General features: G+C 63.7%; 30 protein-coding genes. 16 read left to right on the top strand and 14 right to left on the bottom strand.

The window, feature by feature from the left end; translation table 11 throughout:
• Positions 1-181: 181 nt before the first annotated feature.
• Together AC1D1L_RS23515 and AC1D1L_RS23510 are read right to left on the bottom strand one after the other, a co-directional pair.
• Complete coding sequence (locus AC1D1L_RS23515) at positions 182-631, bottom strand: host attachment family protein (protein ID WP_352585682.1); 450 nt, start codon at positions 629-631, stop codon at positions 182-184.
• 221 nt (positions 632-852) lie between these two features.
• Positions 853-1053, bottom strand: coding sequence for a hypothetical protein (locus tag AC1D1L_RS23510; RefSeq protein WP_477343830.1), 201 nt, complete (start codon positions 1051-1053; stop codon positions 853-855).
• Here AC1D1L_RS23510 and cysG point away from each other — a divergent pair.
• The 7 genes from cysG (at position 1052) to AC1D1L_RS23475 (ending at position 8461) form a co-directional block, all read left to right on the top strand.
• On the top strand, positions 1052-2503 hold the full coding sequence (cysG, locus tag AC1D1L_RS23505) for a siroheme synthase CysG (RefSeq protein WP_477343829.1): 1452 nt from the start codon (positions 1052-1054) through the stop codon (positions 2501-2503). The two genes, AC1D1L_RS23510 and cysG, sit on opposite strands and share 2 nt — an antisense overlap.
• Entirely contained in the window at positions 2500-2793 is a 294-nt protein-coding gene (locus AC1D1L_RS23500; protein WP_477343827.1) for a DUF2849 domain-containing protein, read from the top strand. Before cysG ends, AC1D1L_RS23500 begins: the two co-directional genes overlap by 4 nt.
• A 35-nt stretch (positions 2794-2828) precedes the next feature.
• A complete protein-coding gene (locus AC1D1L_RS23495; RefSeq protein WP_112562728.1) occupies positions 2829-4499 on the top strand; it encodes a nitrite/sulfite reductase in 1671 nt (556 codons plus the stop codon).
• Positions 4474-5238 (top strand): phosphoadenylyl-sulfate reductase, encoded by a 765-nt coding sequence (locus AC1D1L_RS23490; RefSeq protein ID WP_352559683.1) that lies wholly within the window; start codon positions 4474-4476, stop codon positions 5236-5238. Before AC1D1L_RS23495 ends, AC1D1L_RS23490 begins: the two co-directional genes overlap by 26 nt.
• A 170-nt stretch (positions 5239-5408) precedes the next feature.
• Positions 5409-5942 carry a DUF934 domain-containing protein gene (locus tag AC1D1L_RS23485; RefSeq protein ID WP_477343826.1) on the top strand — a complete coding sequence of 178 codons (534 nt, stop codon included), beginning with the start codon at positions 5409-5411 and terminating at the stop codon, positions 5940-5942.
• Between the two features lie 96 nt (positions 5943-6038).
• Positions 6039-7646, top strand: coding sequence for a GMC family oxidoreductase (locus AC1D1L_RS23480; RefSeq protein WP_477343825.1), 1608 nt, complete (start codon positions 6039-6041; stop codon positions 7644-7646).
• A 194-nt stretch (positions 7647-7840) separates the two neighbouring features.
• On the top strand, positions 7841-8461 hold the full coding sequence (locus AC1D1L_RS23475; protein WP_142868981.1) for a DJ-1/PfpI family protein: 621 nt from the start codon (positions 7841-7843) through the stop codon (positions 8459-8461).
• A 48-nt stretch (positions 8462-8509) separates the two neighbouring features.
• Here AC1D1L_RS23475 and AC1D1L_RS23470 read toward each other — a convergent pair whose 3' ends face one another.
• Together AC1D1L_RS23470 and AC1D1L_RS23465 are read right to left on the bottom strand one after the other, a co-directional pair.
• Complete coding sequence (locus tag AC1D1L_RS23470; RefSeq protein ID WP_477343824.1) at positions 8510-9532, bottom strand: fatty acid desaturase; 1023 nt, start codon at positions 9530-9532, stop codon at positions 8510-8512.
• An 84-nt stretch (positions 9533-9616) separates the two neighbouring features.
• On the bottom strand, positions 9617-9817 hold the full coding sequence (locus AC1D1L_RS23465) for a hypothetical protein (RefSeq protein WP_436261394.1): 201 nt from the start codon (positions 9815-9817) through the stop codon (positions 9617-9619).
• A 239-nt stretch (positions 9818-10056) separates the two neighbouring features.
• On the opposite strand from AC1D1L_RS23465, the gene grpE reads away from it, so the two are divergent.
• Positions 10057-10686 carry a nucleotide exchange factor GrpE gene (gene grpE / locus AC1D1L_RS23460; protein ID WP_112562714.1) on the top strand — a complete coding sequence of 210 codons (630 nt, stop codon included), beginning with the start codon at positions 10057-10059 and terminating at the stop codon, positions 10684-10686.
• Positions 10687-10786: 100 nt separating this feature from the next.
• Positions 10787-11425, top strand: coding sequence for a trimeric intracellular cation channel family protein (locus AC1D1L_RS23455; RefSeq protein ID WP_477343823.1), 639 nt, complete (start codon positions 10787-10789; stop codon positions 11423-11425).
• A 74-nt stretch (positions 11426-11499) separates the two neighbouring features.
• On the opposite strand, the gene olsB is transcribed toward AC1D1L_RS23455, so the two are convergent.
• The 6 genes from olsB to AC1D1L_RS23425 form a co-directional block, all read right to left on the bottom strand.
• Positions 11500-12375 carry a l-ornithine N(alpha)-acyltransferase gene (olsB, locus tag AC1D1L_RS23450; protein WP_477343901.1) on the bottom strand — a complete coding sequence of 292 codons (876 nt, stop codon included), beginning with the start codon at positions 12373-12375 and terminating at the stop codon, positions 11500-11502.
• A 175-nt stretch (positions 12376-12550) separates the two neighbouring features.
• Positions 12551-14842, bottom strand: coding sequence for a response regulator (locus AC1D1L_RS23445; RefSeq protein ID WP_477343822.1), 2292 nt, complete (start codon positions 14840-14842; stop codon positions 12551-12553).
• Positions 14843-14987: 145 nt separating this feature from the next.
• Positions 14988-15977 carry an acrylyl-CoA reductase (NADPH) gene (gene acuI, locus AC1D1L_RS23440; RefSeq protein WP_477343821.1) on the bottom strand — a complete coding sequence of 330 codons (990 nt, stop codon included), beginning with the start codon at positions 15975-15977 and terminating at the stop codon, positions 14988-14990.
• Positions 15978-16060: 83 nt separating this feature from the next.
• Positions 16061-16549 (bottom strand): signal peptidase II, encoded by a 489-nt coding sequence (gene lspA / locus AC1D1L_RS23435; RefSeq protein WP_477343820.1) that lies wholly within the window; start codon positions 16547-16549, stop codon positions 16061-16063.
• Positions 16546-17403 (bottom strand): TrmH family RNA methyltransferase, encoded by an 858-nt coding sequence (locus tag AC1D1L_RS23430; protein ID WP_477343819.1) that lies wholly within the window; start codon positions 17401-17403, stop codon positions 16546-16548. The genes lspA and AC1D1L_RS23430 overlap by 4 nt, the downstream gene beginning before the upstream one ends.
• A gap of 34 nt (positions 17404-17437) precedes the next feature.
• Positions 17438-18514, bottom strand: a complete 1077-nt coding sequence (locus AC1D1L_RS23425; RefSeq protein WP_477343817.1) for an RsmD family RNA methyltransferase — start codon at positions 18512-18514, stop codon at positions 17438-17440.
• A 127-nt stretch (positions 18515-18641) separates the two neighbouring features.
• On the opposite strand from AC1D1L_RS23425, the gene AC1D1L_RS23420 reads away from it, so the two are divergent.
• From AC1D1L_RS23420 to AC1D1L_RS23405, 4 genes are all read left to right on the top strand, one after another.
• Positions 18642-19340 (top strand): helix-turn-helix transcriptional regulator, encoded by a 699-nt coding sequence (locus AC1D1L_RS23420; RefSeq protein WP_477343816.1) that lies wholly within the window; start codon positions 18642-18644, stop codon positions 19338-19340.
• A gap of 91 nt (positions 19341-19431) precedes the next feature.
• Positions 19432-19812, top strand: coding sequence for a VOC family protein (locus AC1D1L_RS23415; protein WP_477343815.1), 381 nt, complete (start codon positions 19432-19434; stop codon positions 19810-19812).
• Positions 19809-20243 (top strand): EVE domain-containing protein, encoded by a 435-nt coding sequence (locus AC1D1L_RS23410; RefSeq protein WP_477343814.1) that lies wholly within the window; start codon positions 19809-19811, stop codon positions 20241-20243. Before AC1D1L_RS23415 ends, AC1D1L_RS23410 begins: the two co-directional genes overlap by 4 nt.
• Positions 20244-20359: 116 nt before the next feature.
• The gene (locus AC1D1L_RS23405; RefSeq protein WP_477343813.1) at positions 20360-20794 is read left to right on the top strand and encodes a VOC family protein; all 435 of its coding nucleotides are present in this window, start codon (positions 20360-20362) and stop codon (positions 20792-20794) included.
• Here the strand turns inward: AC1D1L_RS23405 and lhpI are convergent.
• The 4 genes from lhpI to sppA form a co-directional block, all read right to left on the bottom strand.
• Entirely contained in the window at positions 20784-21749 is a 966-nt protein-coding gene (gene lhpI, locus AC1D1L_RS23400) for a bifunctional Delta(1)-pyrroline-2-carboxylate/Delta(1)-piperideine-2-carboxylate reductase (protein WP_477343812.1), read from the bottom strand. The two genes, AC1D1L_RS23405 and lhpI, sit on opposite strands and share 11 nt — an antisense overlap.
• Before the next feature lie 31 nt (positions 21750-21780).
• On the bottom strand, positions 21781-22125 hold the full coding sequence (locus AC1D1L_RS23395; protein WP_477343810.1) for a DUF1049 domain-containing protein: 345 nt from the start codon (positions 22123-22125) through the stop codon (positions 21781-21783).
• Between the two features lie 54 nt (positions 22126-22179).
• Positions 22180-22464, bottom strand: coding sequence for an integration host factor subunit beta (locus AC1D1L_RS23390; RefSeq protein WP_006200394.1), 285 nt, complete (start codon positions 22462-22464; stop codon positions 22180-22182).
• A gap of 80 nt (positions 22465-22544) precedes the next feature.
• The gene (gene sppA / locus AC1D1L_RS23385; protein ID WP_352559668.1) at positions 22545-23501 is read right to left on the bottom strand and encodes a signal peptide peptidase SppA; all 957 of its coding nucleotides are present in this window, start codon (positions 23499-23501) and stop codon (positions 22545-22547) included.
• Between the two features lie 296 nt (positions 23502-23797).
• Here sppA and lptC point away from each other — a divergent pair, with 296 nt between their 5' ends.
• The 3 genes from lptC to lptB are packed head-to-tail and all read left to right on the top strand — an operon-like array spanning position 23798 to position 25897.
• The gene (gene lptC, locus AC1D1L_RS23380) at positions 23798-24511 is read left to right on the top strand and encodes an LPS export ABC transporter periplasmic protein LptC (protein WP_477343809.1); all 714 of its coding nucleotides are present in this window, start codon (positions 23798-23800) and stop codon (positions 24509-24511) included.
• Positions 24498-25082: an LptA/OstA family protein gene (locus tag AC1D1L_RS23375; RefSeq protein ID WP_352559666.1), complete on the top strand. Its 585-nt coding sequence runs from the start codon at positions 24498-24500 to the stop codon at positions 25080-25082. The genes lptC and AC1D1L_RS23375 overlap by 14 nt, the downstream gene beginning before the upstream one ends.
• Positions 25079-25897 carry an LPS export ABC transporter ATP-binding protein gene (gene lptB / locus AC1D1L_RS23370; protein ID WP_112562685.1) on the top strand — a complete coding sequence of 273 codons (819 nt, stop codon included), beginning with the start codon at positions 25079-25081 and terminating at the stop codon, positions 25895-25897. Before AC1D1L_RS23375 ends, lptB begins: the two co-directional genes overlap by 4 nt.
• The last annotated feature ends 16 nt before the right edge of the window (positions 25898-25913 follow it).

Here is a 25913-nt window from a genome sequence, read left to right as displayed (position 1 = left end):
GTGATGTCGGGTGTGCGCCGCCCGAAGCCGCCGCCTTTTCCAATATGGTGGAGGGTGCGCCGGCGATGCAACCCGCAAGCCGGAAATTGCTGGCCAGAGGTGCTGAAAAACCAAGGGCGCGCGCAGCAGAACCGCTGCGCGCGCCTGATAGCGGATGTCGGATGGGCAACCCGGCTGGGTGTCAGGCCGCTTGCAGCATGGCCTCGATGTCGATCACGGCATGGTTGGTCAATGTCTTTGGTATCTCGGCCTGCACCTTGTCGGTGACTTCCTTGTGCAATTTCTTGCGCATCGTGCCGAGCACCAGGGGTGGCGCAATCAGCACGATGTTGTCGAAGATGCCGTTATGGGCGAACTTGTAAAGTCGGTCGGCGATCTCCTCGGCGAAGCGTTCCTTGCCCTGCCGGTGCCAGTCGGTATCCTCGCCCGTGCTGCGGTTGCCGGATGCGCCGTCATTGTAGCGGCCGGGGCTGTCGCTGCCTTGCTCGCGCGTCGCCGGATTGTCCTGTTTCATCTCCTGGAAGAGCTGCAGGTTCGGGTAGAGATTGTCGCCCTCATTCTTGAGGAACAGCGCTTTCTCGCCATCGGCCACCATGACCAGAAGGCCGTGTTTCAGGTTGATCTTGTTCATTGCGCGCTCCTGCTTGAAGGTTTCAAATCCAGCCGACGATTGTCTGCTTCGGCAGGGTCAGAACGCACGGCGGAGCGGGAACGTTCCACTGTTCGACGGGGGGCCAGCACCTGCCCCTGTCTGCGGCAACTCAACGGCCTCAGCGAAGGGCTGTACCACCGACGGCTTTAATCTACTAAATTGGTAGAATTTAGAAAAAACAATTTTGCGGCTCGGACAACTCAGGGATAAAAGAGCCGCAGAACAAGGCCTGCGGCAGCGGCTTGAATCCGCTCGATGTGCGGATATGGAATATTTTTCTCTTGGCCTTCTGGCTTGCGGAAAACCGATTGCCTCCTGTCAGGGGATGCGCGAGTGGGTTCCTTCAGCTTTTTCACGCCCGCGCGTAAAACTGCCACCTTGTTCCGGAATCTGTTCGTCATGCCGCAGGCCAATCCCAAGCTCAACGCTTTCCCCGTCTTCCTGCGGGTCGAAGGCGAAGCCGTGGCCATCGTCGGCGGCGGCGGCGAGGCTTTGGCCAAGGCGCGGCTGCTCGATCAGTCGAGCGCTGCATTGCGCATCATCGCTGAAACTGCCGACACCGAATTGCTGAGCTTCATCGCCGTGACCGGCGCCATCCACATTGCCGTCCCCTACGATGCAGCGCATCTCGAAGGCGCGGTCATGGTGTTTGCCGCCAGCGGCGATGAGGCGCTCGACCGCCGCGTGGCCGAGGATGCGCGCCGGCTTGGCATTCCGGTCAATGCCGTCGACCGGCCGGAGCTCTGCGATTTCTTCACCCCGGCGCTGGTCAACCGTGCACCGGTCGCCATCGCCATCGGCACCGAGGGTGCTGGGCCTGTGCTGGCGCAGATGCTGCGCAGCCGCATCGACCGCATGCTGGCGCCCTCGCTCGGGCCGCTGGCAACGCTTGCCGCCTCGTTCCGGGGTGCAGCCGAAAAGCTGCTGCCGAAAGGCAATGCGCGCCGTGAGTTCTGGAGCAGTTTTTTCCAGGGCACACCGGCGCGCGCTGTCGAAGCCGGCGAGCTTTCGCAGGCGCACGACGCCGCCGTCGATCTATTGCTGTCGAAGGCGCCGGCTGCAGGCCATATCGCCCTGGTCGGCGCCGGGCCTGGCGCCGAGGATCTTTTGACGCTGAGGGCGCATCGCTTGCTGATGGAAGCCGACGTCATCGTCTATGACGCGCTGGTGCCGGAGGCGATCGTCGCCATGGGTCGCCGCGACGCCGAGCGGCTGCCGGTGGGAAAACGCAAGGGCTGCCACACCAAGAGCCAGGCCGAGATCAACACGCTGCTGGTCGAGCTCGGCCAAGCCGGCAAGCGCGTCGTGCGGCTGAAGTCGGGCGACCCGCTGGTGTTTGGCCGCGCCGGCGAGGAGATGGCGGCACTGCGCGATGCCGGCATCGCCTATGACGTGGTCCCCGGCGTCACCGCCGCTTTCGCTGCCGCCGCCGATTTCGAACTGCCGCTGACGCTGCGTGGCGTGTCTTCGTCGATGGTGTTCACCACCGGGCACGATCTCAAAGGCAATTCGCTGCCGGACTGGGCCAAGCTCGCCATCTCCGGCGCCACCGTCGCCGTCTATATGGGCCGGTCGGTCGCTGCCGAGGTTGCGGGGCGGCTGATCGAGGCCGGCCTGTCGCCGGATACGGCGGTCGCCGTGGTCGAGAATGCCAGCCTGCAGAACCGCCGCCGTTTCCACGGCACGCTGGCCGACCTGCCGTCGCTGGAGGCGCGCGCCGATCTGACCGGCCCGGTGATGACCATCATTGGTGACGCGGTTGCCGGCGCCAACTTTGAACGTTCCGAGCCGCTGGCGGCACATAGTCATGAGAGCGCCGCCAACGCGGCCGCCGCAGAGGTCGAACCATGAAGATATTGACCGCAAACCGCCTCACCGACGGCATCGCTGTCTGGTACGCCGATGGCGGCTGGGCCGAGACGGTGGACCACGCCGATCTCGCCCGTGACAAGGCGGCCGAAGATCGGCTCGAGGCGATCGGCGCCAAGGCCTATACCGACAATGAAGTGGTCGACGTCAACCTGATCGACGCTGAGGTCGTCAATGGCGTCGTCGAGCCGGTGCGGCTGCGCGAAAAGATCCGCGCCGCCGGCCCCACCATCCGCGAAGACCTGGGCAAGCAGGCTGCGCGGGCAGCGTAACAAAATACGGGCGGACGCGCCCTGAAAGACGAAGCATGTACCGTTACGATGAGTTCGACCACGATTTTGTCCAGGCCCGCGTCGCCGAGTTCAGCGACCAGGTCGAGCGCCGGCTGTCCGGCGAGATCACCGAGGACCAGTTCCGGCCGCTCAGGCTGATGAACGGCGTCTATCTGCAGCTGCACGCCTACATGCTACGCATCGCGGTGCCCTATGGCACGCTGAACGGCAAGCAGTTGCGCATGCTCGGCCACATCGCCCGCAAATACGACAAGGGCTACGGCCACTTCACCACGCGCCAGAACATCCAGTTCAACTGGCCGGCGCTGTCGGACATTCCGGCGATCCTGGCCGATCTCGCCAGCGTCGAGATGCACGCCATCCAGACCAGCGGCAATTGCATCCGCAATGTCACCGCCGACCATTTCGCCGGCGCTGCCGCCGACGAAGTCGCCGATCCACGCCCCTATGCCGAGATCCTGCGGCAATGGTCGTCGGTGCATCCGGAATTCTCGTTCCTGCCCAGAAAATTCAAGATCGCGGTGACCGGGGCCGAGCGCGACCGCGCCGCCATCCAGACGCATGACATCGGCCTGCACCTGAAGAAGAATGCCGCCGGCGAGCTTGGCTTTGCGGTCTATGTCGGCGGTGGCCAGGGCCGCACGCCGATGGTGGCGAAGAAGATCCGCGACTTCCTGCCGGAAGCCGATCTTCTGTCCTACTGCACGGCGATCCTGCGCGTTTACAACCTCTATGGCCGCCGCGACAACAAGTACAAGGCGCGCATCAAGATTCTGGTGCACGAGACCGGCGTCGAGGAAATCACCCGCCAGGTCGAGGCCGAATGGCAGGAATTGAAGGACGCCGAGCTGAAACTGCCGGAGGCCGACATCCGCGCCATCGACGCCTATTTCGCGCCACCTCAGCTGGTGGATCGGCCGGAAGGCGACGCGGCGGTCAAGCTTGCACGGTTGGATTCAAAGAGCTTCTCGGACTGGCTCGACCAGAATGTCGTGACGCATCGCCATCCCGACTATGCGGCGGTGACGATTTCGCTGAAGGGCATTGGCGAGGTGCCGGGTGACGCCACCGACAGCCAGATGGAAGCTGTTGCCGACATCGCCGAGAAATACGCCTTCGACGAGCTGCGCGTCAGCCATGAGCAGAACCTCATCCTGCCGCATGTGGCGCGCGCCGATTTGAAGGCGGTCTATGACGCGCTGGTCGATATCGGTCTGGCGACAGCCAATTCCAATCTGATCAGCGATATCATTTCCTGCCCCGGCCTCGACTATTGCGCGCTGGCGACGGCGCGCTCGATCCCGATCGCGCAAGAGATTTCGCTTCGCTTTGCTTCGCTGGAGCGGCAGCGCGAGATCGGCGAATTGAAGCTCAAGATTTCCGGCTGCATCAATGCCTGCGGCCACCACCACGTCGGCCATATCGGCATTCTCGGTGTCGAGAAGAAGGGCTCCGAGCTCTACCAGGTGACACTTGGCGGCTCGGCCGACGAGAACACCTCGGTCGGCGAGATCATCGGCCGCGGCTTCTCTTCGGAAGAGATCACCGACGCCATCGAGCAGATCGTCGACACCTATCTCGGCCTTCGGCTCAGTCCCAGTGAAAGATTCATCGACGCCTACCGCCGTGTCGGTCCCGCGCCGTTCAAGGAGGCGCTCTATGCTGGCGAAACCAAGGCCGCTTGACCGTATCGTCGACGTCGATGACAGCATCGCCGCCAAGGCGGCGGGCTTCGATGCGCTGTACGGACATCTGAAGCCGCTTGAGATCATCGAACGCGCGACCCGCGAGCTTTTTCTTGACGAAATCGCCGCCGTCTCGTCCTTCGGCGCGGATTCGGCGGTGCTGTTGCACATGATCGCCAAGGTCGATCGCACGTTGCCGGTCATCTTCCTCGACACCGGCAAGCATTTCGAGGAAACGCTCGGCTATCGCGACGCACTCGCCGCCGATTTCGGGCTGACCAACATCAGGGTGATCAAGCCGGAAGAGGCAGCGCTCGAACGGATCGATCCGACCGGCAATCTGCACCAGAGCAACACCGATGCCTGCTGCGACGTGCGCAAGGTCGAGCCGCTGGCGCGGGGCGTGGCGCCCTTCCGTGCCTGGTTCACCGGCCGCAAGCGCTTCCAGGCCTCGACGCGGGCGGCATTGCCGGTGTTCGAGGCGGTCGGCCCACGCGTGCGCATCAACCCGTTGGCGCACTGGACGACGTCCGACCAGGCCGACTATATGCGGGCTCATGCGCTGCGCGAAAATCCGCTGGTCGCGTACGGCTATCTGTCGATCGGCTGCTTCCCGTGCACGCAGCCGGTGCAGCCGGGCGAGGATGCGCGCAGCGGCCGCTGGGCCGGTCATGCCAAGACCGAGTGCGGCATCCATCTGTCGGGGTTGGAGAAGTCGCTGACCGACGCTTCCCTTTAGGATATGCCGATATTCAGGTGAGGCCGGTCTGCAAATGGCGGCCTCCTGCGCTTCCGGTGCTCACGTACTTCAAGTACGCTCCGCTCCGGTTCTCGGAAGCCACCATTTTCGACTCGGCCTGACCTGAATCTCAACACATCCTTGGCCTGTTTGAATTTTAGGAATTCTCGATGACTGAACAGACGACACCGGAGACCCGGCTCTGGACCCCGACGGGTTTTCGTGAGGACGAGTGGGCGCATGCCGAAAGCGCCGAGGCGCTTTCGGGCAATGGCCGCTTCATCCTGCCGCTGCAGGCGTTTCTCGGCCTTGATGCCGAAGTGCGGCGTTCGGCCAAGGAGCGGCTTGGCGTCGCGCTGCAGCCCGGCGACCAGCTGGAAAAGATCGTGGATCTGCTCGACCAGCTGTCGCTGGTGGCGCTGGCCTTTCCAGCCTTCAACGACGGCCGCTCCTTCTCCAAGGGTGAGCTGCTGCGCAGCCGTTACCAGTTCGAGGGCGCCGTCCGCGCCACCGGGCAGGTCCTCGTCGACCAGCTGCCGCATATGCTGCGGCTCGGCTTCGACGAGTTCGAAATATCGAACCCAGTGCTGTTGAAGCGGCTTGAAGAAGGCCGTATCGGCGGGCTCGGGCTGTATTACCAGCCGACCGAAGCGTCTGAGCCGAAGGGACCAAAATATTCCTGGCGGCGCGTTCGCAACAGCTGACGCGGCGGTAATTCCACCCGCCTTTACATCGGCTGAAATCAAGCCTTCTCTTGGCTGTCCAGACGGAAACATCCGCGGGACGCCAGGGAGGAAGCCATGGATTTCGACTATGTCATCGCCGGTGGCGGGTCCGCCGGCTGTACGCTTGCCGCACGGCTCTCGGAAGATGCGTCGAAAACCGTCTGCCTGATCGAAGCGGGCGGCGAGGGCAGGAACCTGCTCATCCGGGCGCCGGCAGGCATCATCGCACTGCTGCCCGGCCGGCCGAAGATCAACAATTGGGGATTGCAGACGGTGCCGCAGCAGGGGCTCGGCGGTCGCAAGGGCTACCAGCCGCGCGGCAAGGCGCTCGGTGGCTCCAGCGCCATCAATGCCATGCTCTACACGCGCGGCCACCGTGGCGACTATGACGAATGGGCCGGCCTCGGTTGTCAGGGGTGGTCGTGGAACGAGGTGCTGCCCTATTTCAGGCGTGCCGAAGGCAACCAGCGCGGCGCGGACGCGCTGCATGGCGGCGACGGGCCGCTCAGGGTCGGCGAACAGCAGGAGCCGCGGCCGATCTCAAAAGCCTTTGTCGAGGCTTGTGGCGAAAACCAGATCCGCCGCAATGACGATTTCAACGGGCCGGAACAGGAAGGGGCGGGGCTTTATCAGGTCACACAGTTCTGGGGCGGGGCCAGGAATGGCGAGCGCTGCTCGGCGGCCGCCGCCTATCTGCATCCGGCGATGAACCGGCCGAACCTGACCGTTATAACCGGCGCGCATGCGACCGGCATTGTGCTCCACGGCAAGCGCGCCAGCGGGGTGCGCTATCGCAAGGGCAACAGCGAAGCGGTGGCGAAAGCCAGGCGCGAAGTCATCGTCTGCGGCGGCGCCTTCGGCTCGCCGCAGCTTCTGCTGTTGTCCGGCATTGGCCCGGCGGCCGAACTTGCCATGCACGGGATTCCGGTCATCCACGAACTGCCCGGCGTCGGCAAGAATCTGCAGGACCATCTCGATTTCATCCTGGCCTGGACGTCGAAGAATGCCGACATGATGGGCATCGGCCTGCGCGGTCTGCCTGGCCTCGTCAGGCACATAGTGCGCTGGCGCAGAAACGGCACCGGCATGATTGCCACGCCCTATGCGGAAGGCGGCGCCTTCCTCAAATCCGATCCGGCGATGGACAGGCCCGATCTGCAGCTGCATTTCTGCATCGCCATCGTCGACGATCATGGCCGCAAGCTGCATCTGGGCTACGGCTTTTCTTGCCATGTGTGCGTGCTTCGGCCGCATTCGCGCGGCGAGGTCGGGCTGTCGAGCCCGAACCCGCTGGCGCCGCCGCGCATCGATCCGCGCTTTTTGTCCGACGAACGGGACGGGGACCTGCTGCTCAAGGGGGCCAGGATGATGCGCGGCATATTGGAGGCGCCGGCGCTGGCAAAGTACCGCGACAGGGAGATCTATACCGCCGGCGTTTCCAGTGATGCCGAGCTGATGGCGCATATCCGCGCTCGCGCCGACACGATCTATCACCCCGTCGGCACCTGCAAGATGGGTGTCGATGCGATGGCCGTGGTCGATCCGCAGCTTAAGGTGCGCGGACTACAGGGGCTGCGTGTCGTCGACGCCTCGGTGATGCCGACACTGATCGGCGGCAATACCAATGCGCCGACCATCATGATCGCCGAGAAGGCGGCGGATATGATCAGGGCCGCTGCCTGATTTCTCGCCTCGTGGTCGGACCAACGTTGCTGTTTCTCGCTGGATGCGCTGATGTGCCGTCCAACTCACGTCTAGCAAACTCAATCTGGTCAGACCAATTGTGCGATTTGGGCTTTTCCTTTCGCGAGCCTGCCCTTAGGATAGGGCCATTATTTCGTGATCCGAAATAATGGCCAGCAAGGGAGGAGACCGGCATGGCAGGCAAGAAGATATTGATGCTCGTTGGCGAGTTCAGCGAGGAGTACGAGATTTTCGTCTTTGAACAGGCCATGCATGCGGTTGGCCACACCGTCCACGTCGTCTGTCCCGACAAGAAGGCGGGCGATATATTGAAGACCTCGCTGCATGATTTCGAGGGCCACCAAACCTACACCGAAAAGCTGGGCCACGATTACATCCTGAACAAGACGTTTTCCGAGGTCGATCCGGCGCAATATGATGCCGTCTATGCTGCCGGCGGGCGTGGTCCCGAATATATCCGCATCGACAAAAGGGTGCAGGCGCTGGTCAGGCACTTCCACGAGACCGGCAAGCCGATCTTCACCATCTGCCATGGTGTGCAGATCCTGATCGCGGTCGACGGCGTGGTGCGCGGCCGGGAAGTCGCGGCGCTGCAATATTGCGAGCCGGAGGTGACGCTGGCAGGCGGCATCTACATCGATGTCGCGCCGACCGGCGCCCATGTCGACGGCAATCTGGTGTCGGCCAAGGGCTGGCCCGGCCTTGCCGCCTTCATGCGCGAATGCCTGAAGGTGCTCGGCACCGAGATCCGCGATGGCAAGGCGCTGATGCGCGACGAGCGCAAGGCCGCCTGAGCAGCTTTTGGATAAAATCCCGCCGCGCCTCTGGCGCGGTGGATTACTTCAGGCCATAGCCCGCGCTTCGCGAAACGAGATCAGCTTGCGGCGCTGTTCGTCCCACAGCGCCAGCTTGACGCAGCGCAGGCTGTCGAGCAGCGTGACGCGGCCGATGCCGCGCAGTTCCGGATAGTCGCGCAGCACTTCCTGCAGCCGGTAGCCTGGCACCTTGGCCGAGAGATGGTGGACGTGGTGGACGCCGATATTGCCGGTGAACCAGTTCAGCACCGGCGGCAGGTCGTAATAGGACGAGCCGTGCAACGCGGCATGCTGGAACTCCCACTCTTCGTCTTTCGCCCATTCCGTCTCCTCGAACTGGTGCTGGACGTAGAACAGCCAGATGCCGGCGGAACCGGCGAGGACAACGATGGGCAGATGGACGATCAGGAAAGCGCCGGGGCCGATCCACCAGATGAGGAGGGCTGCGGCAATCGCAATGGCGAGGTTTGTCGTCATCGACGACACCCAGGGCGTCAACCCGCCGCGCATCATGCCGATCGGCAGCCTTTGTTCGAAAATGAACAGCCAGATCGGCCCGAGGCCGAACATCACCAGCGGATGGCGGTAAAGACGATAGGCAAGGCGCCCGCGCCATGACAGGCGCCGGTACTCGGCCAAGGTCAGCGTGCGGATGTCGCCCATGCCGCGTTCATCAAGATTGCCGGCGCTGGCATGGTGCACCGCGTGCGCGCGCCGCCAGCAATCATAAGGCGTCAGCGTCAGCACGCCGAGCGCGCGGCCGATCCAGTCGTCGGCGGTGCGGTTGGCGAAGAAGGAGCCGTGGCCGCAATCGTGCTGGATCATGAAGATCCGCACCAGAAAGCCGGCGGCGGGAAGGATGAGGATCAGGCCCCACCAATGGCCGTAGGAATAGGCGGCCGAAGAGAGCGCCCACAGCGCGGCGAAAGGGATGAGGGTGATGGCCAGTTCTAGGGTACTGCGCCGCCGGTCAGGCTTCTTGTAGCGCGCCAGAATCTTCAACCAGGCGCGCTTGCTGTTGGCGGCCGTCTCGGGGGAAATCATGTTCATCAGGAAGCATAGGCGTGGCTTGCCGTTGCCGCAAGGTACAGCTCACGCAAAATTACTGCGCGTAATTGTCGCGCGATTGCGTCGCTATTGCCGGCGTTGGCCGCCTGCCACGCTGGCTTCTATGCCGTCCAGACGGTCGAGCAGATCCCGAAAATGCTCCGGAATGTCGGCCTCGGTTCGGAATGCCGGCAAGCTACGCAGGAAGCGCTTTGTTGCCTCGGTGCCGAACTGGCGCTTGATATCGGCGGCGAGCTCTTCGCTCCTGTTGCCATTGTTGCCTGTCATTGTCCCAAAATCCTGTCTTGGCTTCGAAACTCCTCCAGCCACGGAATGGTTCCCCCATAGCGGGGTATTGGCAAGCAAAGCCGGCAATCACGGTAAAATTTGAATTAATTTCGAAAGACCTTCGCGATCCGTGCCAAGGTCCTCCAAACGGCCCCAAGCATCGCTTGCCCCTTGATTTTTGGCCGCCAAACCTCGATATCGGGCGCAAATCCAAACCATTCGAATGACGGGAAACGGCGATGAGCGACCAGGCAAAAGACGAACGCGCGCCCGAGGATATCGAAACGGCCGAGGCCGAGCGGACGCAAGGCGGCATCGACGGCGACTATGAAGCGCTGGTGCGGCTGCTGAAGGAAAACGAGGAACTGAAGGATCGCGCGTTGCGCGTCGCGGCCGAGATGGAGAATCTGCGCCGCCGCACCGCCCGCGACGTGCATGACGCGCGCGCCTATGCGGTGGCCAATTTTGCCCGCGACATGCTGTCGGTGTCGGACAATCTGCGCCGCGCGCTCGATGCCATCCCGGCCGAGGCCAAGGCAGCCGGAGATGCCGGCTTCAAGGCGCTGATCGACGGCGTCGAGATCACGGAGCGCGCCATGCTGTCGGCGCTGGAGCGGCACGGGGTGAAGAAGCTTGAGCCGGAAGGCGAGAAGTTCGACCCGAATTTCCACCAGGCGATGTTCGAGGTGCCCAATCCCGATGTGCCAGCCAACACCGTGGTCCAGGTCGTGCAGCCGGGCTATTCGATCGGCGAGCGCGTGCTGCGGCCCGCCATGGTCGGCGTCGCCAAGGGCGGCCCCAAGATCGCGGCAGCCGAGGCGCCTGTCGAACCAGGCCCGGTGAACGAGCAGGCCGAGAAGGATGCGTGAGTAGGGAATAGGCAGTAGGCAGTGGGGGCCGTATCAATCGCCCGGCTTCGTGTTATTGATACTTCCTAATCCCCAATCCCTACTGCCTGATCCCTGCCTCATGCCCTTGAGCGCCATTGACCTCCTCGACTATGCTGGCGTCGCCGTCTTTGCGGCGACCGGGGCGCTGGCGGCTTCGCGCAAGCAGCTCGACATTATCGGCTTCCTGTTCCTGGCCAGCGTCACCGGCATCGGCGGCGGCACGCTGCGTGACGTCATCCTCAACCTGCCCGTCTTTTGGGTCGCCAACTCCGGCTATGTGCTGATCTGCGCGGCGGTTGCGGTGCTGGTCTTCTTCATTGCCCACCGCGTCGAATCCCGCTGGAAATGGCTGCTCTGGCTCGACGCCATCGGATTGGCGGCCTTTTCGGTGATGGGCGCGGCCAAGGGACTGGCGATCACCGGTTCCCCGGTCGTCTCCGTCATTATGGGCGTACTGACCGCAACATTCGGCGGCATCCTGCGCGATCTGCTGGCCGGCGAGCCGTCGGTGCTGCTGAGGCCCGAAATCTACGTCAGCGCGGCGCTGGCGGGCGCCGGCCTCTACACGCTTGGCGATCTTATCGGATTGCCGCCGGTCGCCTCAGACCTTGCCGGCTTTGTCGCGGCTTTCCTGGTGCGTGGCGGCGCGCTCAAATTCGGCTGGACGTTTCCGTCCTACAAGAGCCGGCCGGGACGGCGGCCGGAGGATATTCCGTGAAACGAGCGAATAGCGAGTAGGGAGTAGCGAATAGGGGTTTGAGCGGGGCAATGCTCGCTACATTCTATTAGCTATCATGCCGCAAAGCGCTGCGCTTCGCCGCCATAATAGTTGACGTAGCGGGCGCCGATTTCCTTGACCGGCATCACCACGAACACATCGACGGTGGAGAATTCGCGGTCGATGACGCAGCCGTCGCCGATGCGGGCGCCGACGCGCAGATAGCCCTTGACCAGCGGCGGCATGGCCGCGATCGCCGCCTTGGCGTTTACCGCCTCGATCGGCATCAGGTCCATCGAGCAATAGCGCCCGGACACAGCCCGCACATCCCAGGCTGAGTTGGTGCGGCAGTGATGGGCAAGATAGGTAAGCGCCTCGGCATGCGCCGCCGGCACCGTGCCGTGGAACGAGGCACAGCCGGTCATCACACCGATCTCATAGTGCTTGATATAGGCCCAGATGCCTTGCCACAGCGCCTCGATGGTGCGCTTGGAGCGGTATTCCTTAAGAACGCAGGAGCGGCCGAGCTCAAGGAAGCGCTGTCCGGGATGACGGGCAATCAGCTTCGTCAGCTCGAACTCGCCTTCGGAATAGAAGCCGCCGGCGGTCGCTGCGATTTCTTGCCGCAGCAGCCGATAAGTGCCGACGATGCGGCGATGCTCGGGTCCGGAAATCGAGGTGTCCAGCACCAGCAGATGGTCGCATAGCGGGTCGAAACGGTCGGCGTCGCGCCGATCCTGTGCCTGGAACAGGTCCTTCCTGGCGCCAAGCTCGTCATAAAATACCCGGTAGCGCACTTCCTGCGCGGCAGCGATCTCGGCTTCGTTGCGGGCAAGCCGCACTTCGAGATTACCGATCCGGCCCAGCGGTGCGCCTGTTGCGACGGCATCGGTGTTACGCGCGGCGAGCAAAGCACCGCCTGCGTTGGGCCGAGTGTCACATTCCGGCATAACTGTATGCACGAGTGATTCTCCTTCGAGCCATCCCTCTTGGCACGGGGATACGGTGTAGGTGCAACAGGATTGTGACAGTACCGTGATACGGCGGAGCGGGCAATACTTCGTCGGCTGGCGAAAACCCTCAACCGGCTACCTTACGTGACGGCAGAGAGCACGTTGGGCGGCCTCAGGCGGCCACCTGGCCTTCGACGGCATGGACCAGCGCGTCGGGGTCCAGCGGCTTGGTGACGAAGCCGCTGGCGCCATGGGCAAGCACTGTGTGGCGGGTCTTTTCCTGGCTGTCGGCCGAAAGCACCATGATCGGAACCGGCGGCACGGCCATTTCTTCCTCGTGGCGGCGGATGGCCGCGATTGCGTCCAGCCCGTCCATCACCGGCATGTGCAGATCCATCAGCACCACGTCGAAACGGTGTTTCAGCCCGGCTTCGGTGATTGCCTCGACCGCAGCCTTGCCGTTGCCGACGACTTTGACCCGATGCCCTGCCTTCAAAAGCGTGGCGCGGGCCAGCATGGCGTTGATGTCGTTGTCTTCGGCGATCAGCACCGATAGGCCCTGCTGGCGCCCGCCAACAGCCCGATGCGACGACGCCCCGCTCTTTTCCGGCTTCATGGGCAGGGGCAAAGCAGGGGCATGGCTGGTCAACAGCACACGCATCAGCGTTTCGCCGCGCACCGGCCTTGCCAGGAAGGTGGCGTAGCCGCTGGCGCGGAATTCGCCAAGCATGCCGCGGTCGGTCGGCGCGATCAGCGTGATCGCCTCACAGTCGGCAAAGCCGCTCTGGCGCAGGCGCTTGAGCAGTCTGCCGTCGCTGTCTTCCATGGCGGCGTCGATCAACAGCGCGTCGCAATGTTCGGCGAAAGGCGTCGCCTGGGAAGCGGTCGCGGCCACATCGACGGCGCCGCCATGGGCGCGGATGGCACGGGCGATGGCGTCGGCCTCTACAGCGTTCTTCGACACGATCACGGCGCGCCGGCCGGCGAGGATGTTCTGCCGGTTCTGCGGCGCTTCGGTGGCCCCTGTGGCCGGGATTTCGAAGACGAATTCAGATCCCTCGCCAAGCCGGCTCGACACCGAAATGGCGCCGCCCATGGCCGTCGCCAGTCGTCTCGATATGGCAAGGCCGAGGCCGGCGCCGCCATGGGTGCGGGTCGAGGTGCCGTCGGACTGTTCGAATTCCTCGAAGATGCGCTCCATATCCTCTTCGCGCAGGCCAGGGCCAGTGTCGGCCACGGTGAAGCAGATGCGGTCGCTGGTCTCGGTGCGGGCCCGCGCGACCGAGACCAGCACGCCGCCGGTGTCGGTGAACTTGACCGCGTTGCCGATGAGGTTGAGCAGCACCTGCCTCACTCTTCCCGGATCGGCCATGATCATCTGCGGCACGTCGGGCTCGACATGACAGCCGAGGCCGATGTTCTTGGCGAAGGCTTTCGCCGCCATCAGTTCGATGATGTTGTCGGCAATCTCGCGCAAAGATGTCGGCTGCGGCTCCGGGTCGAAGCGACCGGCTTCGATCTTGGAATAATCGAGCAGGTCCTCGATGAGCGCCAAAAGCGCGCTGGCCGAGGTCGAGACGGCGGCGACATAGGTGCGCTGCTCCGGCGACAGATTGGTGTCGGCCAGTAGCTTGGCCATGCCCATGATGCCGTTCATCGGCGTGCGGATCTCATGGCTGACGGTGGCGAGGAAGCGCGACTTGGCCTGGCTGGCATATTCGGCGCGCTCCCGCGCGGTGATGAGCGAAGATTCGGCACGTTTGCGGGCGGTGATGTCGCGGGCAATCGCCCGGTGCGAAACGGCGCCGCTGTCCTTGTCGCGCACCGACAGTTCGATCCACGAAAACCAGCGCGGACCGTTCGGCGTGCGGATGGAGACGTCGGTGGAACTCAGGCATTCGTGATCCGAAAAGGCGGCGTCGGGAACGACCCCGACATCGATGCCGAGGTCAGCCAGCGTCCTGCCTGCAAGATCGCGCTGATCGGTTCCGACGAGGCTGGCGAAAACCTTGTTGGCATAGACGATGTGGCCGTCGCGGTCGCGGTGGACGACGAGGTCGCCGAGCGCATCGATCAGCCCGCGAAAGCGCTCCTCGCTCTCCTGCATCTCCCACATGCGGTCGGCCAGCGTCTCGATCTCGGCGCGGCTGCGGGCTGCGGTTTCGTCGAGCAGGGCGGTCGCGCGGTGGACGGTGTGGCGGTTGCGCAGGTGCATGGCGACGCCGCCAAGGCCGGTCGCCAGCAGGCCGAGCGTGATGAAGATCGGCGCGCCGGTGAGGTGGGACAGGCCCGCCAGCACGACACTGGCGACAACGGTCAAGAACAGCAGGCCCTCGTGCGTGGCGCGCGGAAAATCCGGCGCCAGCGGCGGTGGGACAACATGCTGCCGCTTCGGCGTCGCCGGGCTCGGCCCGTCGACGCTTTCGGCACGGTTCTTCTCTTTCCTGGCGGACTCCGCGATCATGCGGAAATCCTTGCCAGATAGAGATTATGGAAAAGCGCGGCGGATCGTTCGAATTTTAGCGGTCATGCATTTTTGGCGGTTTTCCGCATCTCATGATCTTTTCCGAAAACCGGATTCCACTTTTCGGGATCATGCTTTGGGAGCCTCACATATCCACCACCACGCGGCCCCTGATCTTGCCGTCGACGATGTCGTGGGCGGCGGCGATGATGCCGTCGAAGCCGATTGTCGTCGACAGGCCGGCAAGTTTCTTGAGGTCGAGATCGGTGCCGATGCGGCGCCATGCTTCCAGGCGCACCGCCTTGGGCGCCATGACCGAATCGATGCCAAGCAGCGAGACGCCACGCAGGATAAACGGGGCGACGCTCGACGGCAGATCCATGCCGCCGGCCAGGCCGCATGCGGCGACCGCGCCTCCGTAGGCGGTCATCGACAGCACATTGGCAAGCGTATGGCTGCCGACGGCATCGATGCCGCCGGCCCAGCGCTCCTTGGCCAGCGGCTTGGCCGGCTGGGAGAGTTCGTCGCGCGAGATCACTTCGGCGGCACCGAGGTCGATCAGATAGGGGCTTTCGGCGTTGCGGCCCGTCGAAGCGATGACATGGTAGCCGAGGCTGGACAGGATCGAGACCGCGACCGAGCCGACGCCGCCGGCCGCACCCGTCACCACCACCGGGCCGCGATCCGGCAGGATGCCGTGCCGCTCCAGCGCCATGACGCACAGCATCGCCGTATAGCCGGCGGTGCCCACCGCCATCGCATCGTGAGCGCTGATGCCGTCGGGCAACGGCACCAGCCAGTCGCCTTTGACACGGGCGCGTCCGGCATAGGCGCCGAAATGCGTTTCGCCGACACCCCAGCCGTTGAGGATGACCTTGTCACCCTTGCGCCAGTCGGCGTGCGACGAGGAGAGAACGGTACCGGCGAAATCAATGCCCGGCACCAGCGGCCAGCGGCGGATCACCGGCGCCTTGCCCGTGATCGCCAGCCCATCCTTGTAGTTGACCGTGGTCGCCTCGACCGCAACGGTGACATCGCCTTCCATCAGATCGGCTTCGCTAAGGTCGACTATCTCGACCGACTGCTTCTTTTCGGCGTCGCGCGAAACGAGGATGGCTTTGAAGGTTTCGGACACTTTTTTCTCCTCGGTAAGGCAAAGTCTCGCCGGACTGTGCGGCGACCGTCCGGCGCGGTCAATTGGTCAAAAGAGGCGGCCGTTCAAGCGTCGGGGCTTTGCGGCTTGGCCTCGCGCCGCCAGCCGATGAACTCGTCGAAGACGACCAGTGCTGCACCCACCGAAATGAAGACATCGGCGAGGTTGAAGATGGCGAAGGACCATACCGGCGTGTGGAACAGTATGTAGTCGATGACATGGCCGTAGACGGCGCGGTCGATCAGATTGCCGATCGCGCCGCCGATGATCAGCGCAAAGCCGGTGCGCGCCAGCACATGGCCGGCCGGCGTGCGCGTCGCCAGGTAAAGCACGAAGGCGACGACGAGAACGGCGATCACGACCAGGCCGGTATCGCCGAAGGACGAGAACATCGAAAAGGCAATGCCGGTGTTGTAGGTGCGGTAGAGCGCCAGGAACGGCAACAGATCGAGCTTTTCCTGAAAGGCGAGGCCGGTCTCGACCAGATGCTTGATCCATTGGTCGAGCGCGATTGCCGCTACCACCAGCAGCGCGTAGGGGGACCATGATTTCACGATTTAGCGTCCTCGGGAGCAAGCTTCAGGGCGCCGCGCCGGATCTCGAACAGCATGACGCCGGTGGCGACCGCCAGGTTGAGTGAATCGGCGCGGCCGGCCTGCGGAATCCGCAGCAGCCGGTCGCAGCTTTCGGCCAGATTGTCGGGCAGGCCCTGCTGTTCGTTGCCCATCATCAGCAGCACCGGCCCCCTGGAGAAATCGACCGAGCGGTAATCAACCGCACCCTTGAGATGGGTACCGACGACAAGGCCTGAGAAGCTGTTTCGCCAGGCCAGGAACGCTTCGGACGTGGCCCTGGTTACCGGCACAGCGAAGATCGAGCCCATGGTGGCGCGCACGGTTTCGACGGAGAAAGGATCGGTGGTCTCGCCGACCAGGATGACTCCTTTGGCGCCGACAGCATCGACGGTGCGGATGACGGTGCCGAGATTGCCGGGGTCGCGCACCCGGTCGAGCGCCACCCAGACATCGCCGTCGTGGGCGCGGACGTCCTTCAACGGCAGAAGTTTCTGCTGAAAGACGCCGACCACCATTTGCGGATTGTCGCGGCGGGTGATGGCGACCAGCACCTTTTCCGACACTTCGAGCACGGTGCCGCCGGCGGCAACCGTGCGCGCCGCTACCTTTTCGACCGCCGCATTGCCACGACCAGCCTTAGCGAAGACCAGCGTCTTGATCGACCAGCCGAGGTCGAGCGCGTCGATGACCAGCTTCAGCCCTTCGGCCATGAAGGCATTCTGCTGGTCGCGGAATTTCTTCTGGGCGAGCGCCTTGATGTCCTTGATCAACGGGTTGGCGAGGCTGGTGACTTCCTTCACCTGCCCCGGCGCGCCGGCGTGCCGCTCATTCATCTATGACTCCCGGGCAGTCAGGTCCCCCGGGCATTCAGGCCACCCAGCGCGAAAAAAGCGATGTCGACAGCGCCCGGCCGGCGGATTGCTCGCGGATGATCAGTTCGCCTGATTCAACCGTGCCGCCCATGCCGGCAAAAGTATCGCGCATCAGGGCGTGGATGGCGAAGAAGGAGGCTCGGATCGAATAGGCGGTCAGCACCACCGCCAGCGGCTTCGGCGCCAGGATCGCGCGGCAAAGGTCGGTCAGGCCAGGCAGGTCCTCGAACAATTGCCAGACCTCGCCCTTGGGGCCGCGACCATAGGCGGGCGGGTCGAACAGGATGATGTCGTAGCGGCTGCCGCGGCGCTCCTCGCGCTCGGCGAATTTCACCGCGTCGTCGACGATCCAGCGGATCGGCTTGCTGCCGAGGCCGGCCATTTCCTGGTTTTCGCGGGCCCAGCCGATCGCCTTCTTCGAGGCATCGACATGGGTGACTTCGGCGCCGGCTCGGGCTGCTACGAGAGAAGCGAGCCCGGTGTAGCCGAACAGGTTCAGCACCTTGACCGGGCGCTTCGCCGCCGCGATCAGGCTGGCCATATGGTCCCAGTGCGAGGCCTGCTCGGGGAAGACGCCGACGTGGCGAAACGAGGTGAAGCGGCCGAGATAATCGATGCTGTCATGCTTCATCGGCCAGGTCTCGCCAAGAGGCATTTTCGGAAAACGCCAGCGGCCGATGCCCTCCTCGTCGGTGTCGCCGGTGAAGATGGCGTCGGCGCGGTCCCAGTCCCTTGCCGGCAAGGCCTTTTGCCAGATCGCCTGGCCTTCGGGCCGCACGATGCGGTAGGGGCCGTATTGTTCGAGTTTTTCGCCGGCGCCACTGTCGAGCAGCGCATAATCCTGATTGGGCGCTACTTCGAGGATCACCGGCAGGCGTTCGGCGGGCAGGGCGCCGTCGCGACGCGCAAGCAGGCGCGGCGCCGGCTTCGGATCAAACCGGTCGTCCGGTTTTGTTTCGTGGCGCTTGGCTTCCGGTCGGACTGGCGCAGCGGCTGGCTGCGGCCGCACGTGTTCGGCCCTGCCCTTTGCGGGCGGACGGTTGTCGCGGCGTTTGTCGCGAAAAGACTTCAAGCAGGAACGTCTCCGGAGGCGGCAGGCCGCTTTTGACATAGGGTCACCGGCTGCGCAAACAAAATGGTCCAACATACGAATCTCCGAGGTAGTGGACCTCGCCTGAGGAAACAGGCAAATCTGGGCGATGTCTCGTTCCGAACGCCTGCTTGACCTGATCCAGATCCTGCGCCGGCATCGCCGGCCGGTCAGCGGCCGCACGATTGCCGGCGAGATGAATGTGTCGATCCGCACGCTCTATCGCGACATCGCCACGCTGCAGGGGCAAGGCGCGCCGATCGAGGGCGAGGCGGGGCTGGGCTATGTGCTGAAGCCCGGCTTCATGCTGCCGCCGCTGATGTTCACCGACGAGGAGATCGAGGCCATTGTGCTCGGATCGCGTTGGGTTGCCAGACAACCGGACAAGCGTCTCTCGGCCGCGGCCGCCGACGCGCTGGCCAAGATCGCCGCGGTGCTGCCGGACGATCTGCGCGAGGACCTCGATGCAAACACACTGCTGGTCGGGCCGCGCGGTGAATTGGTCGAAAGCATCGACCTCGGCGTGGTGCGGCAGGCGATCCGCAACGAGAGAAAACTCGGCTTTCTCTATCGCGATGCCGGCGGCGCCGCGTCCGAACGCATGGTCTGGCCGTTTGCGCTCGGGTTTTTCGACAAGGCGCGGGTGGTGGCGGCCTGGTGCGAGACGCGTCAGGATTTCCGCCACTTTCGCGCCGACCGCATGTCCGATCTCAACACCACCGATATCCGCTATCCACGCCGGCGGCAGGTGCTGCTGAAGGAATGGCGGGCGACATTGGATGCGTCGAAGCGTCAGCCCGGCGCCTGATGCTTCTTTTCGCCTGCTTGTCGATCGCTGCTGCCAGAATCTGACAGTATGGCCGCCTATGCTCCTCCAATCGAAACCTTGGAGAGCAGATATGAACACCCCCAATTTCGTCATCCTCTATGTCGACAGCCCGGAGCGGAGCGGCGCCTTCTATGCCAGCTTGCTTGGGCGCGAGCCGGTTGAGACTTCACCGACCTTTGCGATGTTTGTTCTCGACCAGGGCTTCAAGCTCGGCCTCTGGTCGCGCCATGCCGTTGAGCCGGCGGCCGCCGCGACGGGCGGAGGCGGCGAACTTGTGCTGGCAGTCGAAAGCGCGGCAGTGGTGGACGCCACGCATGCGGGTTGGGCGAGCCGCTGCCTCCCCATCCTGCAGGCGCCCACTGACCTCGATTTCGGCCGCACCTTCGTCGCTCTCGATCCGGACAACCATCGCCTGCGCGTCTATTGGCCGTTCGAAGGAGCTCAGGGATGAGCGCCCATTGGATCGCGGTGGCCTCGGCGCAGCATGTGCGGCGCGGCCGGGCAGCCGGCTTCATGCAGGTCAACCACGGCAAGGCGGCACCGCTGCGCCGCGTCAAGCCCGGCGACGGTGTGGTCTACTACTCGCCGACCACCATTTTGCGCGAGAAGGACGGCCTGCAGGCTTTCACTGCCATAGGCACGGTGCGCGAAGGCGAGCCGTATCAGGGCGATATGGGCGGCGGCTTTACGCCGTTTCGGCGCGACGTTGCATGGTCGAACGGGGCGGAAGCGCCGATCAAGCCGTTGCTCGAACAACTCGACTTCACCAAGGGCAAATCGAACTGGGGCTATCAGCTGCGCTTCGGCCTGTTCGAGATCAGCCAGCACGATTTCCAACTGATCGCGCAGGCGATGGACGTCAAGATCGCCGAGGCGGCATGAGGGTCTTCGGCCTGATTGGCAATGATGACAAGGGCTGCCGACGTCGAGCCGTCAGGAGCCTTGGCGACAACAGTACCATGGTTTGAACCGCTGCAATTTATTCCAAGGAGAATAGTATGGACTTCGTCTCGATCCGCATCATCACCGACCAGATCAAACCTCTGGTGGCATTCTACGAGACGATCACCGGGCTTAGCGCAACCTGGTTCACCGACGATTTCGCCGAGCTGGCAACACCCTCCTGCACGCTGGCGATCGGCAGCACACGCACTCTAGCCCTGTTCGGAACGGATGTGGCGCAGCCGGCCGCCAATCGATCAGCGATCATCGAGTTTCGTGTCAGCGACGTCGATGCGGAGTGCAGCAGGCTGGCGAAAATCATCGGCGGCTTCGTACAGACGCCGACGACAATGCCATGGGGTAACAGATCGCTGCTGCTGCGCGATCCCGATGGCAATCTGGTGAACTTCTTCACTCCGGTCAGCGCGGAAGCAATCCGGAAATTCGATCGCAAGGCTGGCGCCGTAGCGCCGGCCGACGCTACGGCTTGAGGGCGTTGTAGACGGCAATGCCGGCGGCGAGGTCCTCGAGCGCTGCGCCGACAGACTTGAACAGCGTGATCTCACCGGGGCTCTGCCGGCCCTGTTTTTCGCCGCGCGCCAGTTCATGCAGATCGGCGACGATGGCTTCCGATTTCAACACGCCGGAGGCGAGTGGCTGGACGATGTCACCGGCTTCCTTGGTGGCGCCGGCGCGGGTGTCGACATAGATGCGGGCGCGCGTGATCGCATCGTCATCGCTTTCGCGCATGGTCGGCGTGAAGCCGCCGACCAGATCGACATGCGCGCCCGGTTTCAAGAGCGCGCCCTTGACGAGCGGCGTCGTCGTGATGGTCGCCGAGGAGACGATGTCGGCCTGAGCAAGCTCGGCGTCGAGATCGCTAGCGGCTTCAGCGTTGAAACCTTCCTCGCGCAAATCGGCCGCAACCTTTTCGGCATTGGCCGGCGTGCGGTTCCAGATGCGGATGGTCTCGATCGGCCGAACCGCCGAATGCGCCTTGGCCAGGAATGGCGACAGCGCGCCGGCACCGACCACCAGAAGCCGTGAGGCGTCCTCGCGGGCGAGATAGGAGGCGGCGAGCGCCGAGGCGCAAGCGGTGCGCCACTGCGTCAGCCGCTGGCCGTCGATCAGCGCCTCGGGCTCGCCGGTGGCGCCGTTGAGCAAGAGGTAGAGCCCCATGACAGCCGGTTTGCCGATGGCGTTGTTGTCGGGCGATACGGTTACGATCTTGACGCCGATATGACCGCCCGCCGATGTGCCGGCGGCATGGAAGTCGGTCCAGGCCGGCATCAAAAGCAGCGTCGACGTGGCACCGTCGGGCCGCTCGACCCCGTGGTGATGGCGGACGGGCTGCACAGCACCCTCGCGGAAGGCCGCGCGCAATGTCTCGACCAGTCCGGGAAAGCTCAGCGCCTGGTCGACAGCGTCGGCCGAAATGGTCAGCATGCAAAACTCCGCGAAGGTAAAAGCGCCGGCTTCAGGCCGTTGGCTTCGGCAGCGCCGTCCCCGCGGCAGAACCTTGCGGCGCGGCCGGCACGCGGCTGACCGCCTGGCGCAAATTCTCGGCCTCGACGCCGCGCTGGCGCGCCAGCTTGCGGTAGCGGCCCTGCTTGACCCAGGTCGCCAGGCTGCCGACGACCATTCCGATGGCCAGTGCCACGAACAGGAAGATAAACAGCGGCAAGTTCAGCGTCAGCTTCGGATTGCCCGGGTTGAACGGATCGAGCGTGAAGGCGACGAGCTCGCGGTTAGCGACGGCCAGTGCAATGAGGATGACGGCCAGCGGCACGAAGACCACGATAAGTATGAAGCGGTTGAACATAGAGATTCCTTGGGAAAGGCAGGCCTTTGAGAAGGCCGGCGCGTTGGTCCGCGCTTATTTGCCGCCGTTCAGCCTTTCACGCAATTCCTTGCCGGTCTTGAAGAACGGCACCCACTTCTCCTCGACCTCGACGGATTCGCCGGTGCGCGGGTTGCGGCCGGTGCGGGCAGGGCGGTTTTTCACCGAAAAAGCGCCAAAACCGCGCAACTCAACCCGGTTGCCTTCCGCAAGGGCATCAGTGATCTCGTCGAATATCGCCCCCACGATGTTTTCGACGTCGCGCAGGAAAAGATGCGGGTTGCGCGTGGCAATGATCTGCACAAGCTCGGATTTGATCATCAGAAAGGTCCCCGTGAAAGCGCTGCGGTCAAATTATCAGGATGATTTTATTTGTTTTTTTACTCGCCCCAAACGGCAGATCAAGGGTGCCAGACGGAAACGAGACCGTCAAGAAACAAGCGATCGGCGCCGATTTCGTGAAGAACGTCGCTTCCGGTCTCCGACAGACCGAGCGCGCTGCCGACGCTGCGCGCTATTGCTTTCGAGAACAGGAAGCTGCCGCGCCGTTCGGTGTCCTTCCATTCCACCACCTTGAGCTTGGCGTCGACACCCTTGGTCGCCAGCCAGTCGATGGCCACGCTTTCGCCGCCGACGGCGTCGATCAGACCGTTGGCGAGACCCTGGCGGCCGGTGAAGATCGACCCGTCGGCGAGCGCCAATGCCTGGTCGCGGGTCATCTTGCGGCGCTCGGCGACGATGCCGACGAACCAGTCATAGCTGTCGAGGATGAGCTTGCGGACCATGGCGCGCTCGTCTTCATTGGTCGGCTTGAAGGGCGAGGGGGCGGCCTTCAGCGGCGAGGATTTCACCTCTTCGAGCTTGATGCCGACCTTGTCCATCAGGCCGCTGACATCGGGATATTGGATCAGCACGCCGATCGAGCCGACGATCGAGGTCTTACGGGCGACGATGTGGTCGCTGGCGCTGGCGATCATGTAGCCGGCCGATGCGGCCAGCGTGCCGACCTCGGCAACCACCGGCTTGTCGGCGGCGAGCTTGCGCACCTCCTCGTAGATCGATTCGCCGCCGACCGTGGTGCCGCCGGGCGAATCGATAGCCAGAATGACGCCCTTGACCTGCGAGGATGTGCGGATGGTTTCCAGCCGCTTGATCAGTTCCTCGTCCTCGGTGATGGTGCCTTCGATCCTGACCTTGGCGATATGGTTGACCGAGGAGCCGCCGAGATCTTCGCCATAGAACCAGCTTGCAAGTGCAATCACCCCGAGCGCCACGATGGCAATGGCCGCGCCGCGCCAGAAGGTCAGCTTGCGCCGCAAGCGGCGGCGGTCGATCAGGTCGTCGGCTCTCAGTGCCATGGTCTGCCTCATAGTCGGTGAGAAGCGATGCTTTTAAAGCAAGCGTCCGCGCCCGGCTACCTCTTCCTCACGGGCCTGCGACGAAGCGACCGCGCCAGTGGCGGCATTTCAGGAAAAAATGACGCGACGCGTTCGTTTCTGCTATGAAGTGCCGAAATTGTGTCGCCTGATTTCCGTTTGCAAAAACAACGGTCGTCACATTTTTGCGGTTTTCCTCCGCTTGTGCTTGCTTGCGGGGGCCGGCAACCCACCTATAGCAGGTGTTTTGGCGGACAAGGGTTTATTAGAAGACAGTCATGCTAGCTCGATCGGACGAACCGACCAACGCCGATGCGGCCTTGGCGCCCACGGCGCCAGCGGGCACGCGCGGGGACGCCTTCGACCGCGCCCAGCGCCATTCGCGCCGCGTGCGCGTGCTGAAATTCGCAGTGCCGGTGCTTGCCGCTGGAATCGCGGTTGCGTTTCCGGTCTATTCCTATCTTGCGGCGCCGGTCTCGATCTCGATACAGGCCGACGGCACCGCCTTTGCCGACGGCAAGCTGGTGATGGCCAATCCCAAGCTCAACGGCTTCACCAAGGGCAAGCTGCCCTATTCGCTGACGGCGCTGCGCGCCATCCAGGACGTCGGCAAGCAGGACATCATCCAACTCGAAGGCATCCATGCCAAACTGCCGCTGACGGCGGACAATGTGGCGGTCGTCGATGCCAAGCGCGGCATCTATAACCGCAACGCCAACACGATGGACATGACCAGCGACGTCACCGTCACCACCACCGACGGCGTCGCTGCCACGTTCAAATCGGTCTTCCTCGACATGGGCAAAGGCTCTATGAAGACAGGTGATCCGGTCGATGTCAGCCGCAACGGCTCGCGGATCACGGCGGGTTCGATGTCGGTCGAAGAAAATGGCAACGTTGTCGTTTTCGAAAATAAGGTAAGCGTTCACATCGATCCGGCCACTATGAAGGCGGCAGAGGCAAAGAGCGGAGAATCGAATGCGTCCCAGTAATTCGGCACGGCTTGTCGCCGCAGCTTCGGCCTTGCTGTTGCTGGGTGTGGCGCCGTCCTGGGCTCAGTCCAGCGCCAGCAGCCAATCCGGGCTCAAACTGTCGGGCGACCAGCCGATCCAGATCGAGAGCGACAAGCTAGAGGTCCGCCAGGCCGACAGCATGGCGCTGTTCAGCGGCAATGTCACCGTGACGCAAGGGCCGACGCTGCTCAAGGCCGGCAGTATGGAGGTCTACTACGTCAAGGACCCCAACGCCGCCAAGGGTGCCGCCGCCGGCGCTTCGGCGATGACAGGTTCGGCCAACATCGATCACCTGGTGGTCAAGAACAAAGTCTACATCAAGTCGAATGACCAGATCGCCACCGGCGACAATGCCACGTTCGACATGAAGACGCAGGTTCTCGTCCTGTCGGGCAATGAAGTCGTGCTGTCCCAAGGCCCCAATGTGCTCAAGGGCTGCAAGCTCACCGTGCAGATGAAAAGCGGCCTGGCTCAGGTCGATGGCTGCGGCGGGCGAGTCATCATGTCGATGACACCGCCGCCGAAATCTGAGGCGCCGAAGCCCGAATGACTGGCGTATCTTCGCTGCTGACCCGCCTTCCGGGACGGGCGGCCAGCAAACTTGCTGCACCGGCCACAGTCACCGTCGATTCCGCGAAGTTCAAGGGCACCCTGATCGCCAAGGGGCTGACCAAGAGCTACAAGGGCCGCAAGGTGGTCAGCGGCGTCACCATCGGTGTGCGCGCCGGCGAGGCTGTCGGGCTGCTCGGCCCCAACGGCGCCGGCAAGACCACCTGTTTCTACATGGTCACCGGCCTGGTGCCGGTCGACGAAGGCACCATCGAGATCGACGGTTTCGACGTTACCTCGATGCCGATGTATCGTCGCGCCCGGCTCGGCATCGGCTATCTGCCGCAGGAAGCGTCGATCTTCCGCGGCCTCAATGTCGAGCAGAATATTCGCGCCGTGCTCGAGGTGGTCGAGAAGGACCGCAAGGTGCGCGAGCGCAATCTCGACGAACTGCTCGAGGAATTCCACATCAGCCATCTGCGCAAGTCGCCGTCCATGTCGCTTTCCGGCGGCGAGCGGCGGCGCCTGGAAATCGCCCGTGCCCTGGCGACACGGCCGGCCTACATGCTGCTCGACGAGCCCTTCGCCGGCATCGACCCGATTGCGGTCGCCGACATCCAGCAGCTGGTGCGCCATCTGACGGCGCGCGGCATCGGCGTGCTCATCACCGACCACAATGTGCGCGAAACGCTCGGCCTCATCGACCGCGCCTACATCATCCATGCCGGCCAGGTGCTGACGCATGGCCGCGCCGACCAGGTGGTGGCAAACCCCGATGTGCGGCGGCTTTATCTCGGCGAGGGTTTCACGCTCTGAGCGTGAAATTTGTTTC

This window comes from Mesorhizobium sp. P2_D6 (assembly GCF_056404315.1).
This window is presented reverse-complemented; position numbering and strand designations above follow the sequence as displayed.